13 protein-coding genes are annotated in these 13391 nt (G+C 71.3%); 9 read left to right on the forward strand and 4 right to left on the reverse strand.

Going from position 1 to position 13391, the window contains the following annotated elements:
- Positions 1-94: 94 nt before the first annotated feature.
- Positions 95-772, forward strand: coding sequence for a 4'-phosphopantetheinyl transferase family protein (locus tag D0Z67_RS24440; RefSeq protein WP_031183563.1), 678 nt, complete (start codon positions 95-97; stop codon positions 770-772).
- 230 nt (positions 773-1002) lie between these two features.
- Here the strand turns inward: D0Z67_RS24440 and D0Z67_RS24445 are convergent, their stop codons facing one another.
- From D0Z67_RS24445 to D0Z67_RS24455, 3 genes are all read right to left on the reverse strand, one after another.
- On the reverse strand, positions 1003-1221 hold the full coding sequence (locus D0Z67_RS24445; RefSeq protein WP_131589704.1) for a hypothetical protein: 219 nt from the start codon (positions 1219-1221) through the stop codon (positions 1003-1005).
- A 159-nt stretch (positions 1222-1380) separates the two neighbouring features.
- Positions 1381-1929, reverse strand: a complete 549-nt coding sequence (locus D0Z67_RS24450) for a hypothetical protein (protein ID WP_031183564.1) — start codon at positions 1927-1929, stop codon at positions 1381-1383.
- Positions 1930-1961: 32 nt separating this feature from the next.
- On the reverse strand, positions 1962-2618 hold the full coding sequence (locus D0Z67_RS24455; protein WP_031183565.1) for a helix-turn-helix domain-containing protein: 657 nt from the start codon (positions 2616-2618) through the stop codon (positions 1962-1964).
- A 242-nt stretch (positions 2619-2860) separates the two neighbouring features.
- On the opposite strand from D0Z67_RS24455, the gene D0Z67_RS24460 reads away from it, so the two are divergent.
- The 8 genes from D0Z67_RS24460 (at position 2861) to D0Z67_RS24495 (ending at position 12604) form a co-directional block, all read left to right on the forward strand.
- Positions 2861-3493 (forward strand): MmyB family transcriptional regulator, encoded by a 633-nt coding sequence (locus tag D0Z67_RS24460; protein WP_031183566.1) that lies wholly within the window; start codon positions 2861-2863, stop codon positions 3491-3493.
- A gap of 107 nt (positions 3494-3600) precedes the next feature.
- Positions 3601-4599 carry a LacI family DNA-binding transcriptional regulator gene (locus D0Z67_RS24465; protein WP_031183567.1) on the forward strand — a complete coding sequence of 333 codons (999 nt, stop codon included), beginning with the start codon at positions 3601-3603 and terminating at the stop codon, positions 4597-4599.
- A gap of 120 nt (positions 4600-4719) precedes the next feature.
- On the forward strand, positions 4720-6072 hold the full coding sequence (locus D0Z67_RS24470) for an ABC transporter substrate-binding protein (protein ID WP_031183568.1): 1353 nt from the start codon (positions 4720-4722) through the stop codon (positions 6070-6072).
- Between the two features lie 5 nt (positions 6073-6077).
- Positions 6078-7028, forward strand: a complete 951-nt coding sequence (locus D0Z67_RS24475; protein ID WP_031183569.1) for a carbohydrate ABC transporter permease — start codon at positions 6078-6080, stop codon at positions 7026-7028.
- Entirely contained in the window at positions 7025-7900 is an 876-nt protein-coding gene (locus D0Z67_RS24480; RefSeq protein ID WP_031183570.1) for a carbohydrate ABC transporter permease, read from the forward strand. The genes D0Z67_RS24475 and D0Z67_RS24480 overlap by 4 nt, the downstream gene beginning before the upstream one ends.
- A gap of 40 nt (positions 7901-7940) precedes the next feature.
- On the forward strand, positions 7941-9548 hold the full coding sequence (locus D0Z67_RS24485) for a glycoside hydrolase family 13 protein (RefSeq protein ID WP_031183571.1): 1608 nt from the start codon (positions 7941-7943) through the stop codon (positions 9546-9548).
- Between the two features lie 58 nt (positions 9549-9606).
- Positions 9607-11784 carry a discoidin domain-containing protein gene (locus D0Z67_RS24490; RefSeq protein WP_031183572.1) on the forward strand — a complete coding sequence of 726 codons (2178 nt, stop codon included), beginning with the start codon at positions 9607-9609 and terminating at the stop codon, positions 11782-11784.
- A gap of 94 nt (positions 11785-11878) precedes the next feature.
- On the forward strand, positions 11879-12604 hold the full coding sequence (locus D0Z67_RS24495) for a Crp/Fnr family transcriptional regulator (RefSeq protein ID WP_031183573.1): 726 nt from the start codon (positions 11879-11881) through the stop codon (positions 12602-12604).
- Positions 12605-12614: 10 nt separating this feature from the next.
- Here the strand turns inward: D0Z67_RS24495 and D0Z67_RS24500 are convergent, their stop codons facing one another.
- Entirely contained in the window at positions 12615-13115 is a 501-nt protein-coding gene (locus tag D0Z67_RS24500; protein ID WP_031183574.1) for a Pycsar system effector family protein, read from the reverse strand.
- Positions 13116-13391: the final 276 nt, after the last annotated feature.

Below are 13391 nucleotides of genomic sequence, written 5' to 3' on the forward strand. Positions count from 1 at the left end.
CGCGTCGGCCCCCGGAGAGGGCCGCTCTTGCCCGTGCCCCGGCGATGTGCTGTCGTGGTGCCGCGCCGCACTGTCGTGGGAGGTCGGGTACCCGGTGATCGAGGAGCTGCTGCCGGACACGGTGGTCGCCGTGGAGTCCTGCGGCGTACCCGACGACGACCCGGACACCGCGCTCTTTCCCGAGGAGCGGGCGCTGGTGGACCGCGCGGTCGCCAAGCGGCGCCTGGAGTTCACCTCCGCCCGGGTCTGCGCCCGGCGCGCGATGGAGAAGCTCGGCCGGGCGCCCGCCGCCGTGCCGACCGGCGAGCGCGGCGCACCCGTCTGGCCGGACGGCCTGCTCGGCAGCATGACCCACTGCGACGGCTACCGGTGCGCGGCCCTGGCCCGCGCGGGCGACCTCGCCTCGCTCGGCATCGACGCCGAGACGCACGAACCGCTGCCCGAGGGCGTGCTCGACGCCGTCTCCCTGCCCGCCGAGCGCGACCGCCTCCGCGCGCTGACCGCCACCCACCCCGGTGTGCACTACGATCGGCTGCTGTTCAGCGCCAAGGAGTCCGTGTACAAGGCGTGGTTCCCACTGACCCGCGCCTGGCTGGACTTCTCCGAGGCCGACATCGAGCTGGTCCCCACCCACGCCGGCCGAGGCACCTTCCACGCCCGGCTCCTCGTGCCGGGCCCCCTGGTGGGCGGGGTCCGCCTGACCGGGTTCGACGGCCGCTGGCGCACCGGGGACGGACTGGTCCTGACGGCGGTGACCGTACCGGCGCCCTGAGCCAGGCGCCACTTTCCGGACACGACCTAGGCCGTGTCCGGAAAGTGGCGCCTGGCTCGCGACGCCTGGCACGTTCCCCCAAGCTCTGCGAGCAGGGGGGACCCCCAGCGGCGTTGTCGGGGTCGCCCTCGTACGCCCAGTACGAGGGCGACCCTCCGCCTTGCGAGCGCACGCACCAGACGCCGCGAGCCCTGCCCTCCGGGCAGACAGCGCCACTTTCCGGACACGGCCTAGGGGCACCACGCCCGCAGCAGTTCGAAGAACTCGTCCTCGTTACCCGCGAGACCCGCTCCGGCCAGCGCCCGTTCGGCCTCCGCCAGTACGGCCGGCGGCACCATGGCGGGAGCCGCGTCCGGCGGGCCGTCCAGGGTGGCGCGCACGGTGTGCAGCAGCCGCAGATACGCCTGGACGGCGGTGCGCTCACGGTCGGTCAGTACGGCGGTCGGCATCGGTCGGCTCCCCGGTCGGCGGCACGGTTCACGCACGCTGGCGCCGCGTACCGCCCCTCGCGGCACGCAGGGTTCCAGCTTGCCGCCCACCACTGACAACGCGTCGGTTCCGGGCCGCCCGGGGTCGCCCGTACGGCTCAGGAGGCGTCGCCCGCGTCCTCAGCCCTGCGGCCCCGGATACCCCAGCGACGTCCCGATCCGCCCCGCCACGTCGTCCCGGCGCACCGGGCCGCTCAGCGACGAACCCCGCATCCGGGTACGGCACTTGCTGGCCAGCAGCAGGCCGAAGGTCTCGGCGTCCCGCTCCTCGTCCTGGTCGAACCGGGTGCGCGCGGCGACCCGGTGCACGGCCGCCCACAGCGCGTCCCGGTCGGTGTCGTCCGTCAGCAGCCGGGTGGCCACGCCCACCCCGAGGCCGTCCGCCCGGTGGGCGGCGTGGCCGGTCTGCATGTGCCACAGCTCATGGCCGAGGATCACCAACTGGTGGTCAGGAGCGGTGCGTTGCTCCACCACGACCAGATCGCGGTCGCTCATGTCCAGCCACAGCCCGCTGGCGGTGCCGGGCGGGAAGACCGACGTACGGAAGTGCACCGGACGGCCGCGTCTGCGGCTCATCGCCGAGCACAGCGAGCGGTACAGCTCCTCGGGCGGCACGGGCGCGGGCCGCCGGTCCAGTTGTCCGACCAGTTCGGCGCACAGCCGCCGCATGCCCTTGGCGATGTTCTTGGACCCCATCCTGTTCACGACCCCGGCTGCCGGACGCTCTCCAGCAGCATGTCCAGCCACTCCGCGACCTTGTCGCGGTGCTGGTCGGTGGGGAGTTGGGCGGCCCGCCAGGCGATCCCGCGCACCCCGTGGTCCTGGAGCAGCCGCTCCAGCGGGTCCTGCGCGGTCCCGGAGGCGGCCCGCTCCCGGTCCGCCAGCTTCTGGAGCAGTTCCTGTTCGGTGTGCTGGAGGACGCCCGCGAGCGCCTCGGGGTCCTCCGCCGTGAGGAAGCCGGCGTGCACGTGGAAGAAGCGCTGGAGCGCGTCGCAGTGCTCCATCGTGGGGCGCCGGTCGCCGTTGATCAGGGCGCCCGCCTGCTGCCGGGACATGCCGGCGCCGTCCGCGATCTCCTGCTGGGTGTATCTGCGCCCGCCGGGCTTGAGCCGGGTGCGGCGCAGCAGGTCGAGGCGTTGCAGGAAGCGGGCCTGTACGTCCGGTTCACCGGCCGGGCGGCCGGTCAGCAGCGCTCTGACCACGGGCTCCGGGACCCCGCTGCCGACCGAGAGCCGGGCGGTGTCGAATACCTCGGCGTGCGGGACACCGAGCCGGTCGGCGAGCGCGGTGACGCGGGCGACGACGGCCGGAAGCTGGACGGTCGCCGTGGCGCCCGGATTCCCGTAGCCATCCGTCACCGACAGAACTCCTACGTCTTGGGGGGGCCGCGCGAGATCGGGCGCGCTTGTCACCCCCGGCCGCCGTGAACATCCCGGAGAGTAGCCCGTGGTTCGAACTCGCATCCAGGTCTCGCCACAACTGTGGCGAATTTCAGCCGTCAACCGGCATGAAATGCCACGATAGTTGACACGGCTCTCGTCGGAGCAGCAGGATCGCAGCGCCGCGTGCAGGCGGCCAGGGCAAGAGGGGTGACCACCCGATGGCACATCAGGCGGGAGGGCGACGGCCGGTATCCCGGTCCGTCCCCGAGAGCTGTGAGGCGCGGGAGTATCTGGACGACTACGCCGCCGTGGTGGAGGCTGCCCCGTTCCCCTCGCTCGTGGTCGACCACCGCTGGAACGTCATTCTGGCCAACGACGCCTTCGCCGCCCTCTTCGGGGAGGTCCGGCACCACCCCACCGCGATGCCCGGCGACAACTTCCTGCGCTTCGTCCTCTTCCACCCCGACGCCGGCCGGGTACTCGGCGAGCACGAGCCGGGCTGGTGCCTGCCGATGCTGGCCCAGCTCAAGACCGCGATGGAGGGCTACGGCCACGACCACGAACTCCAGGCGATACGCCGGGACGTGGCCCACGACCCGATCATGGATGCCGCCTACCGGCAGGGCCTGCCGTACTGGATACACACGGTCGGCGAGCGCGCGGCCCGGCTCGACGGCGCCGTACGCCTGCTGCACCACCCCGACCCGCGCCGGGGCACCACCGAGTGCCGGGTCGTGGACGAGACCCCGCCGCTGCTGCGCGACCTGGGCCACCGCCGCCTGACGATGATCCCCCGGCAGCCCTCCGCCACCGCCCGGCGCGCCCACCTGATGGTCGTCCCCACCCCCTAGACCTGGCCCGGCCCCGTCGGTGTTCAGGTCATCGACGGCGCCGGGTCATCCGCACCCGCACATCTTTTACGCAAGCTGCTTGCGTAGCTTGCGCTACCCTTGCGCTCATGACGCGACGACTTGCGGAAGTGGCGAAGAAGGTCGGGGTCAGCGAGGCCACGGTCAGCCGGGTGCTCAACGGCAAGCCCGGAGTCTCCGACGCCACCCGGCAGTCGGTCCTCACCGCTCTGGACGTACTGGGCTACGAGCGCCCCACCCAGCTGCGCGGGGAGCGCGCCCGCCTGGTCGGCCTGGTCCTGCCGGAACTCCAGAACCCGATCTTCCCGGCGTTCGCCGAGGTCATCGGCGGCGCGCTCGCCCAGCTCGGGCTGACCCCGGTGCTGTGCACCCAGACCAAGGGCGGAGTCTCGGAGGCGGACTACGTCGAACTCCTACTCCAGCAGCAGGTCTCCGGCGTCGTCTTCGCCGGCGGGCTGTACGCGCAGGCCGACGCCCCGCACGACCACTACCGCCGGCTCGCCGACCGCAGCATCCCGGTCGTGCTGGTCAACGCGGCCATAGAGCACCTCGGTTTCCCGGCCGTCTCCTGCGACGACACGGTGGCCGTGGAGCAGGCGTGGCGCCACCTCGCCTCCCTCGGCCACGAGCGCATCGGCCTGGTCCTCGGCCCCGGCGACCACGTGCCCTCCGCCCGCAAGCTCGCCGCCGCCCGCGCGCTGGCCGGCGATCTGCCCGACGCCCACGTGGCCCGCGCCATCTTCTCCATCGAGGGCGGCCACGCGGCCGCCTCCCGGCTCATCGACCGGGGTGTCACCGGCATCATCTGCGCCAGCGACCCGCTCGCCCTCGGCGCGGTGCGGGCCGCCCGGCGCAAGGGACTCGACGTGCCGGGCCAGATCTCGGTGGTCGGCTACGACGACTCGGCGTTCATGAACTGCACCGAGCCCCCGCTCACCACCGTCCGCCAGCCCATCGAGGCGATGGGCCGGGCCGCCGTGGAGCTGCTGAACGCGCAGATCGGCGGCACCGCCGTCCCCGCCGAGGAGCTGCTGTTCGAGCCCGAGCTGGTGGTCCGGGGCTCCACCGCGCAAGCGCCGCGCGACTGAGCGCAGCGGAGAGCCGTTCGTCTGTCAAATAATTACAGATTCTGCGCGACATCTTGCGGCCAGGTGTCGTCGGTGCTTGAGTGTGCGGCGCCCACCGCTCCTGCCTTGAGGGGTCCACCGATGAGAAGCACCGGGTTCCGCCGCACCGTCGCCGCGATCGGCGTCTGTTCCTCGCTCGCCCTCACCGCAGCAGCCTGCGGTGAGGGCGACGACAGCTCCGCGGGCGGCAAGACCCGCATCACCGTCAACTGCGAACCGCCGAAAAGCGCCAAGGTCGACCGCCGGTTCTTCGACGAGGACACCGCCTCCTTCGAGAAGACCCACCCGGACATCGACGTGGTCGCGCACGACGCGTTCCCCTGCCAGGACCCCAAGACCTTCGACGCGAAGCTCGCCGGCGGTCAGATGGAGGACGTGTTCTACACCTACTTCACCGACGCCCGGCATGTGGTCGACATCCACCAGGCCGCCGACCTCACGCCGTACGTCAAGGAACTCAAGAGCTACGGCACCCTCCAGAAGCAGCTCCGGGACATCTACACCGTCGACGGCAAGGTCTACGGCATCCCGCGCACCGGCTACTCGATGGGCCTGATCTACAACCGCGCCCTGTTCAAGAAGGCCGGCCTGGACCCCGACAAGCCCCCGGCCACCTGGGACGAGGTCCGCGCCGCCGCCAAGAAGATCGCCGGACTCGGCGACGGCACCGTGGGATACGCCGACTACAGCGCCCAGAACCAGGGCGGCTGGCACTTCACCGCCGAGCTGTACTCCCAGGGCGGCGACGTCGTCAGCGCCGACGGCAAGAAGGCCACCGTCGACACCTCCGAGGGCAAGGCGGTGCTGCGGAACCTGCACGACATGCGCTGGACGGACGACTCCATGGGCAGCAAGCAGCTCCTGGTCATCAACGACGCCCAGCAGATGATGGGTTCGGGCAAGCTCGGCATGTACCTCTCGGCGCCGGACAACATCCCGATCCTGGTCAAGGAGAAGGGCGGCTCGTACAAGGACCTGGCGCTCGCCCCGATGCCCGGCGGCAAGGGCACGCTCATCGGCGGCGACGGCTACATGTTCAACAAGAAGGCCAGCCCCGCCCAGATCCGCGCCGGCCTCAAGTGGCTCGACCACATGTTCCTCACCCCCGGAGCCGGCTTCCTCGGCGACTACGCCCGCGCCAAGAAGAACGACGCACCGGTCGGCCTGCCCGAGCCGCGCCTGTTCACCGGCGCCGCCGACGCCAAGGACCAGCAGGTCAAGAAGGCCAACGCCAACGTCCCGGTGGAGAACTACCAGTCCTTCCTGGACGGCAACCAGAGCCTGGAGATGAAGATCGAGCCTCCGCACGCCCAGCAGATCTACTCGGTGCTCGACGGCGTCGTCTCCGCCGTCCTCACCAAGAAGGACGCGGACGTCGACCAGCTCCTCAAGGACGCCGGCGGCAAGATCGACAGCATCCTGGCCCGGGGCTGACCACCATGACCAAGACGGCCGAGCGGCTGCCCACGGCCGCCACGCCCCCGGCCCCGCCCCCCGCCCCGGCGGGCGGCGGCCGGGGCCGCCGGGCCCTCGTCGACCAGGTCCGCGCCTACGGCTTCCTCCTCGGCGGTCTGATCTGCTTCGCCCTGTTCTCCTGGTACCCGGCGATCCGCGCCGTCGTCATCGCCTTCCAGCGCTACACCCCGGGCTCCGCGCCCGAGTGGATCGGCACCGCCAACTTCCGCCGGGTGCTGCACGATCCGGAGTTCGGCGCGGCCTGGCGCAACACCCTCACCTTCACCCTGCTCGCCCTCCTCGTCGGCTTCGCCGTCCCCTTCGTGCTCGCCCTCGTCCTCAACGAACTCCGGCACGCCAAGGCGTTCTTCCGGGTCGTGGTCTACCTCCCGGTGATGATCCCGCCGGTGGTCAGCGCCCTGCTGTGGAAGTGGTTCTACGACCCCGGGGCCGGCCTCGCCAACGAGACGCTGCGCGCCCTGCACCTGCCCACCTCGAACTGGTCCAACGGCACCGACACCGCGCTGGTCTCCCTGGTGATCGTGGCCACCTGGGCCAACCTCGGCGGCACCGTCCTCATCTACCTCGCCGCCCTCCAGTCCATCCCCGGCGAGCTGTACGAGGCCGCCGAACTCGACGGGGCCAACCTGCTCCAGCGCATCCGGCACGTCACGGTCCCGCAGACCCGGTTCGTGATCCTGATGCTGATGCTCCTTCAGATCATCGCCACCATGCAGGTGTTCACCGAGCCGTTCGTGATCACCGGCGGCGGCCCGGAGAGCGCGACCGTCACCGTGCTCTACCTGATCTACAAGTACGCCTTCCTCTACAACGACTTCGGCGGGGCCTGTGCCCTCAGCGTGATGCTGCTGGTGCTGCTCGGCGCCTTCTCCGCCCTGTACCTGCGGCTCACCCGCACGGAGGGCGACGCATGAGCACCCGTACCCTCATCTCCCCGGCCACCCTCGCCCGCCCGCGCGGAAAGGCCATCTACTGGACGGTCTTCGGGTCCGTCGTCGTCCTCTTCGCGCTCGCCTTCCTGTTCCCGGTGTACTGGATGGCGTCCGGCGCGATGAAGTCCCCGGACGAGATCGCCCGGACCCCGCCCACGCTCGTCCCCGAGCACTGGCACCTGGACGGCTACACCGACGCCTGGGACCTGATGCAGCTCCCGCAGCACCTGTGGAACACCGTGGTGCAGGCGGCCGGTGCCTGGGCCTTCCAGCTCGTGTTCTGCACGGCCGCCGCGTACGCGCTGTCCAAGCTGAAGCCCGCCTTCGGCAACGTGATCCTCGGCGGCATCCTCGCCACCCTGATGGTCCCGGCGCAGGCGCTCGTCGTACCGAAGTACCTGACCGCGGCCGACCTGCCGCTGATCCACACCAGCCTGCTCAACGACCCGCTCGGCATCTGGCTGCCGGCCGTCGCCAACGCCTTCAACCTGTACCTGCTCAAGCGGTTCTTCGACCAGCTGCCCCGCGATGTGCTGGAGGCCGCCGAGATCGACGGCGCGGGGAAGCTGCGCACCCTGTGGTCGGTCGTGCTGCCCATGTCCCGGCCGGTGCTCGGTGTGGTCTCCATCTTCGCGCTGGTCGCCGTCTGGCAGGACTTCCTCTGGCCGCTGATGGTCTTCTCCGACACCGACAAGCAGCCGATCAGTGTGGCGCTCGTCCAGTTGTCGCAGAACATTCAGCTCACCGTGCTCGTCGCGGCCATGGTGATCGCCAGCATCCCCATGGTGGCGCTCTTCCTCGTGTTCCAGCGGCACATCATCGCCGGGATCAGCGCGGGCAGCACCAAGGGCTGACCCGGCCCCCTCGACACACTCGACAGAAAGGGCACGCACCGTGGCACAGCCCAGCCATGCCCGCAGGCAGGCCGACTGGTGGCGCTCGGCCGTCATCTACCAGGTGTACGTACGCAGCTTCGCGGACGGCGACGGCGACGGCACCGGAGACCTCGCCGGGGTCCGCGCCCGGCTGCCCTACCTCGCCGAACTCGGCGTGGACGCACTGTGGTTCAACCCCTGGTACCTGTCCCCGATGAAGGACGGCGGCTACGACGTCGCCGACTACCGCACCGTCGACCCCGCCTTCGGCACCCTCGCCGAGGCCGAGAAGCTCATCGCGGAGGCCCGTGAGCGGGGCATCCGCACCATCGTCGACATCGTGCCCAACCACGTCTCCGACCAGCACCCCTGGTTCCGGGCCGCGCTCGCGGCCGGCCCCGGCAGCCCGGAGCGCGACCTGTTCCACTTCCGCCCCGGACGCGGCCAGGACGGTGAACTCCCCCCCAACGACTGGCCGTCGCAGTTCGTCGGCTCCACCGAACCGGTGTGGACCCGGCTGCCCGACGGCGACTGGTACCTGCACCTGTTCACCCCCGAGCAGCCCGACCTCAACTGGGCCCACCCGGCCGTCCACCGTGAGCACGAGGACATCCTGCGCTTCTGGTTCGAGCGCGGTGTCGAGGGCGTCCGCATCGACTCCGCCGCCCTGCTCGCCAAGGACCCCGACCTGCCCGACCTCGCCGGTGCCCCCGACCCGCACCCCTTCGTCGACCGCGACGAACTCCACGACGTGTACCGCTCCTGGCGCGCGGTCGCCGACGAGTACGGCGGGGTGTTCGTCGGCGAGGTCTGGCTCCCCGACGCCGAGCGCTTCGCCCGCTACCTCCGCCCCGACGAACTGCACACCGCCTTCAACTTCGCTTTCCTGTCGTGTCCTTGGGACGCGGACCGGCTGCGCGCCGCCATCGACTCCACCCTCGCCGAGCACGCCCCGGTGGGCGCTCCCGCCACCTGGGTGCTGTGCAACCACGACATCACCCGCACGGTCACCCGGTACGGTCGCGCCGACACCGGCTTCGACTTCGCCGCCAAGGCGTTCGGCACCCCCACCGACCTCGCGCTCGGCACCCGCCGCGCCCGCGCCGCCGCCCTGCTCTCCCTCGCCCTGCCCGGCTCGGTCTACCTGTACCAGGGGGAGGAGCTGGGCCTGCCCGAGGCGGACATCCCGGTGGACCGGATCGAGGACCCGATGCACCACCGCTCCGGCGGCACCGACCCCGGCCGCGACGGCTGCCGGGTCCCGCTGCCCTGGTCCGCCGACGCCCCGTACGCCGGCTTCGGCTCGCGCGGGGAGCCCTGGCTGCCGCAGCCGGCGGGCTGGGCGGAGTACGCGGCCGACCGGCAGGAGCGCGACCCGCACTCCATGCTCACCCTGTACCGGGAGGCGCTCGCCGCCCGTCCCGCGTTCGGCGAGGGCCCGCTGACCTGGCTGCCCGCCCCCGAGGGCGTTCTCGCCTTCGCCCGCGCCGACGGCGCCCTGTGCGTGGTGAACCTCGCCGCCACCCCCACCGAACTGCCCGCGCACTCCGAACTCCTGCTAAGCAGCGGCCCCTTGGACGAGTCGGGCCGGCTGCCGCAGGACACGGCGGTCTGGCTGCGCGCCTGAACCGTCCCACCTCCGCACCTGCTATCCCCGGCGCCCCCACCCCTGAAGGGATCAGCACATGCACAGCAGCACCGCCCGACACCTCAAGAGCCTGCCCGCCCTCTGCGCGGCCGTCGCCCTCGCCGCGGGCATGACCCTCGCCCTGGCCCCGGCCGCGCAGGCCGCCTCCGGCGCCGCCCTCCCGTTCACCTCGGTCGAGGCCGAGTCCGCGTCCACGACCGGCACCAAGATCGGCCCCGACTACACCCAGGGCAGCCTCGCCTCCGAGGCGTCCGGACGGCAGGCGGTACGCCTCAACTCCGGTCAGCGCGTGGAGTTCACCGTGCCGCGCGCGGCCAACGCGGTGAACGTCTCCTACAGCGTCCCGGACGGCCAGTCCGGCGCGCTCGCGGTGTACGTGAACGGCGCCCGGATCGCCAAGACGCTTCCCGTGACATCCAAGTACAGCTATGTCGACACCAGTTGGATCGCCGGGGCGAAGAGCCACCACTTCTTCGACAACGCCCGCCTCCTGCTCGGACAGAACGTCCAGGCGGGTGACAAGGTCGCCTTCGAGTCCACCGGCACCCAAGTCACGGTGGACGTGGCCGACTTCGAGCAGGCCGCGGCCGCAGCAACCCAGCCCGCCGGTTCGGTGTCCGTCGTCTCCAAGGGCGCCGATCCCAGTGGCGGTGGCGACTCCACCCAGGCGTTCCGCGACGCGATCGCGGCCGCGCAGGGCGGCACGGTGTGGATTCCGCCGGGCGACTACCGGATCACGTCCTCGCTGAGCGGGGTGCAGAACGTGACGCTGCGCGGCGCGGGGCACTGGTACTCGGTCGTGCACACCTCCCGCTTCATCGACCAGTCCAGCTCCTCCGGCAAGGTCAACCTGCGGGACTTCGCGGTGATCGGCGAGGTCACCGAGCGTGTCGACTCCAGCCCGGACAACTTCGTCAACGGCTCGCTCGGCCCCAACTCGTCGGTGTCCGGCATGTGGGTCCAGCACATGAAGGTCGGCCTGTGGCTGACGGGCGACAACGACAACCTGGTCGTGGAGAACAACCGCATCCTCGACACCACCGCCGACGGCCTCAACCTCAACGGCAACGCCCGAGGGGTCCGCGTCAGCAACAACTTCCTGCGCAACCAGGGCGACGACTCCCTCGCCATGTGGTCCCTCAACGGCCCCGACAGCAACTCCAGCTTCGAGAACAACACCATCTCGCAGCCCAACCTCGCCAACGGCATCGCCATCTACGGCGGCACCGACATCTCGGTGAAGAACAACCTGGTCTCCGACACCAACGCCCTCGGCAGCGGGATCGCCATCTCCAACCAGAAGTTCCTGGACCCCTTCTCCCCGCTGGCCGGCACCATCACCGTCTCGGGCAACACCCTGGTCCGCACGGGCGCCGTCAACCCCAACTGGAACCACCCGATGGGCGCGCTGCGCGTCGACTCCTACGACAGCGCCATCAACGCCACGGTCAACATCACCGACACCACGATCACCGACAGCCCGTACTCCGCCTTCGAGTTCGTCTCCGGCGGCGGACAGGGCTACCCGGTGCGCAACGTCAACGTGACCGGAGCGACGGTGAAGAACACCGGGACCGTGGTCGTGCAGGCCGAGGCGCAGGGCGCGGCCACCTTCAAGAACGTCACCGCCACCCAGGTGGGCGTCGCCGGGATCTACAACTGCCCCTACCCGGCGAACTCCGGCTCCTTCGCGCTCACCGACGGCGGCGGCAACTCCGGCTGGAACAGCACCTGGGCGGACTGCTCGACCTGGCCCCAGCCCGGCCAGGGCAACCCCGACCCCGACCCGGGCCGCAACCTGGCCAAGGGCCGTCCTGCCACCGCGACCGGCTCCCAGGACGTCTACACGCCCGGCAAGGCGGCCGACGGGGACGCCAACACGTACTGGGAGTCGGCCAACAACGCCTTCCCGCAGTCCTGGACGTCCGACCTCGGCTCCGCCTACCCGGTGCGCCGCGTCGTCCTCAAGCTGCCCCCGTCCTCGGCCTGGGGCGCCCGTACCCAGACCATCGCCGTCCAGGGCAGCACCGACGGCTCGAACTTCACCACCCTGTCCGCCGCCAAGGGCTACCGCTTCGATCCGGCGAGCGGCAACACCGTCACCGTCTCCCTCCCCAGCGGCACCAGCCTGCGCCACCTCCGCCTGACCGTCACCGCCAACACCGGCTGGCCGGCGGCCCAGTTCAGCGAGGTGGAGGCGTACCAGACCTCCTGACAGCCCCCATACCGGCCCGCTCCCCAAACGGGGGAGCGGGTTCCGGTGTGTCCGGAACCGTGCCGATTGTCGGCTGAACGCCTATCGTCGTGTCGTGACCTACGCAGCTTCACGGGACGCGGACCCCGAGTCCAACTGGCCGCGCGGCAGCTACCTCGGCCGGCTCACCGAGGCCGCGCTCGGGGATCTGCTGACACTCGGGCGTCCGCGCCGCTTCGGCGCCAGGGACCTGCTGGTCCGCCAGGGCGACACCGACCGGCACACCCTGCTGCTGCTCACCGGCTTCACCAAGGTCACCGCGACCGCGCAGAACGGGCGGGAGTCGCTGCTGGCGATCCGGCTGGGCGGCGACATCATCGGCGAGATGGCGGCGGTCGGCGACATGCCGCGCACGGCCACCGTCACCGCCTGCGGCCCGGTCACCGCGCGGGCCGTGCCCCACGAGACCCTGCGCGCCTTCCTGCTCCGCCGCCCCGACGCCGCCCTGGAGCTGACCGGCATCGTCTCGGAGCGGCTGCGCTGGGCCAACAACCGGCGCCTGGAGTTCCGCGGTTACAACGTGAAGGAGCGGCTGGCCCGCATCCTGGTCGACCTCGCGGCGAGCCACGGACGGCCCGGCCGGGACGGGGTGGAACTCGGATTCACCCTCACCCAGCCGGAGTTGGCGGCCCTCACCGGAGCGGCCGAGCCGACCGTGCACAAGGCGCTCAAGGAGCTGCGGGACGCCGAGCTGATCGCCACCGGTTACCGCACCACCACCGTCCTCGACCTGGACCTGCTGCGCGAGGAGGCCCGGCTGCTGCCCTCGGACCTCGACTGACCCGGCCCCGTCAGCCGGTGAACGCCCGCAGCAGCACACAGAGGCCGGCCGTGATGGCCATCGCCGCCGTGCACGCGATGGCGCCGGCCGCGTAACGGCACTTGGTCACGGTGATCGCCGCCATGAACCGGCACGCCTCCCACAGCTCCGCACTCTGCGGGCCGGGCTGTGCGATCGGCGTGGGCGCGGTGCGCGACAGGGCGCGCACGCTGAACCGGTTGAAGGAGGCCGGGCGCCACAGCCGGGGCCGCAGCACCAGCGCCAGGCACCCCACGCCGGTCACGAAGGCCACCGCGAACAGCACCACCAGCGTGTCCAGCAGCACCCCGCTCGCCGCGTGCTGCGCCCAGGCCGAGCGCGCTGTACGCACCCAGGGTCCGAAGGAGACCACCAGGGCGGCCTGCACCCCGGCGAGCACCCCGGCCTTGCCGTCGGCGAGCTGGTGGGTGGTCTGGAGTGAGGTCAGCATCACGGCCGCGTCCTGCGGTCCGTCCTGCGCCTGGTGGTTCATGCCGTCTCCTCGGTGACGCGCGAGCCCCGAGCCGGGGTGCGACCAGTAACGCGCGCTGGGGCGGAAGCCACCACCTAATTCGACGGGTTCCGGGAAAGGAGCCCGCATCCCGTATTTGTACGGGGTTCCGGGTCGCGCCGGCTGATACGACATATTCCGTGGCGGTCGAAACAACACCGGACCCGAGGCTGTTTCTGTCTCGTTTTCGCAACAGAGGTATCCGTCGATGGGCGGGAATGCAATGCTGCTTGCCCCATCTCGATCGAGGCGTTCCGA

Source organism: Streptomyces seoulensis, assembly GCF_004328625.1.
Lineage (GTDB): Bacteria > Actinomycetota > Actinomycetes > Streptomycetales > Streptomycetaceae > Streptomyces > Streptomyces seoulensis.

What these genes read in the sequence shown, in the direction of transcription:
- D0Z67_RS24450 (WP_031183564.1), bottom strand. Translation starts at nt 1,929, where the DNA reads ATGCGGCGGCTGTGCGCCGAACTGGTCGGACAACTGGACCGGCGGCCC.
- D0Z67_RS24475 (WP_031183569.1), top strand. Translation starts at nt 6,078, where the DNA reads ATGACCAAGACGGCCGAGCGGCTGCCCACGGCCGCCACGCCCCCGGCC.
- D0Z67_RS24490 (WP_031183572.1), top strand. Translation starts at nt 9,607, where the DNA reads ATGCACAGCAGCACCGCCCGACACCTCAAGAGCCTGCCCGCCCTCTGC.
- D0Z67_RS24445 (WP_131589704.1), bottom strand. Translation starts at nt 1,221, where the DNA reads ATGCCGACCGCCGTACTGACCGACCGTGAGCGCACCGCCGTCCAGGCG.
- D0Z67_RS24470 (WP_031183568.1), top strand. Translation starts at nt 4,720, where the DNA reads ATGAGAAGCACCGGGTTCCGCCGCACCGTCGCCGCGATCGGCGTCTGT.
- D0Z67_RS24465 (WP_031183567.1), top strand. Translation starts at nt 3,601, where the DNA reads ATGACGCGACGACTTGCGGAAGTGGCGAAGAAGGTCGGGGTCAGCGAG.
- D0Z67_RS24480 (WP_031183570.1), top strand. Translation starts at nt 7,025, where the DNA reads ATGAGCACCCGTACCCTCATCTCCCCGGCCACCCTCGCCCGCCCGCGC.
- D0Z67_RS24500 (WP_031183574.1), bottom strand. Translation starts at nt 13,115, where the DNA reads ATGAACCACCAGGCGCAGGACGGACCGCAGGACGCGGCCGTGATGCTG.
- D0Z67_RS24460 (WP_031183566.1), top strand. Translation starts at nt 2,861, where the DNA reads ATGGCACATCAGGCGGGAGGGCGACGGCCGGTATCCCGGTCCGTCCCC.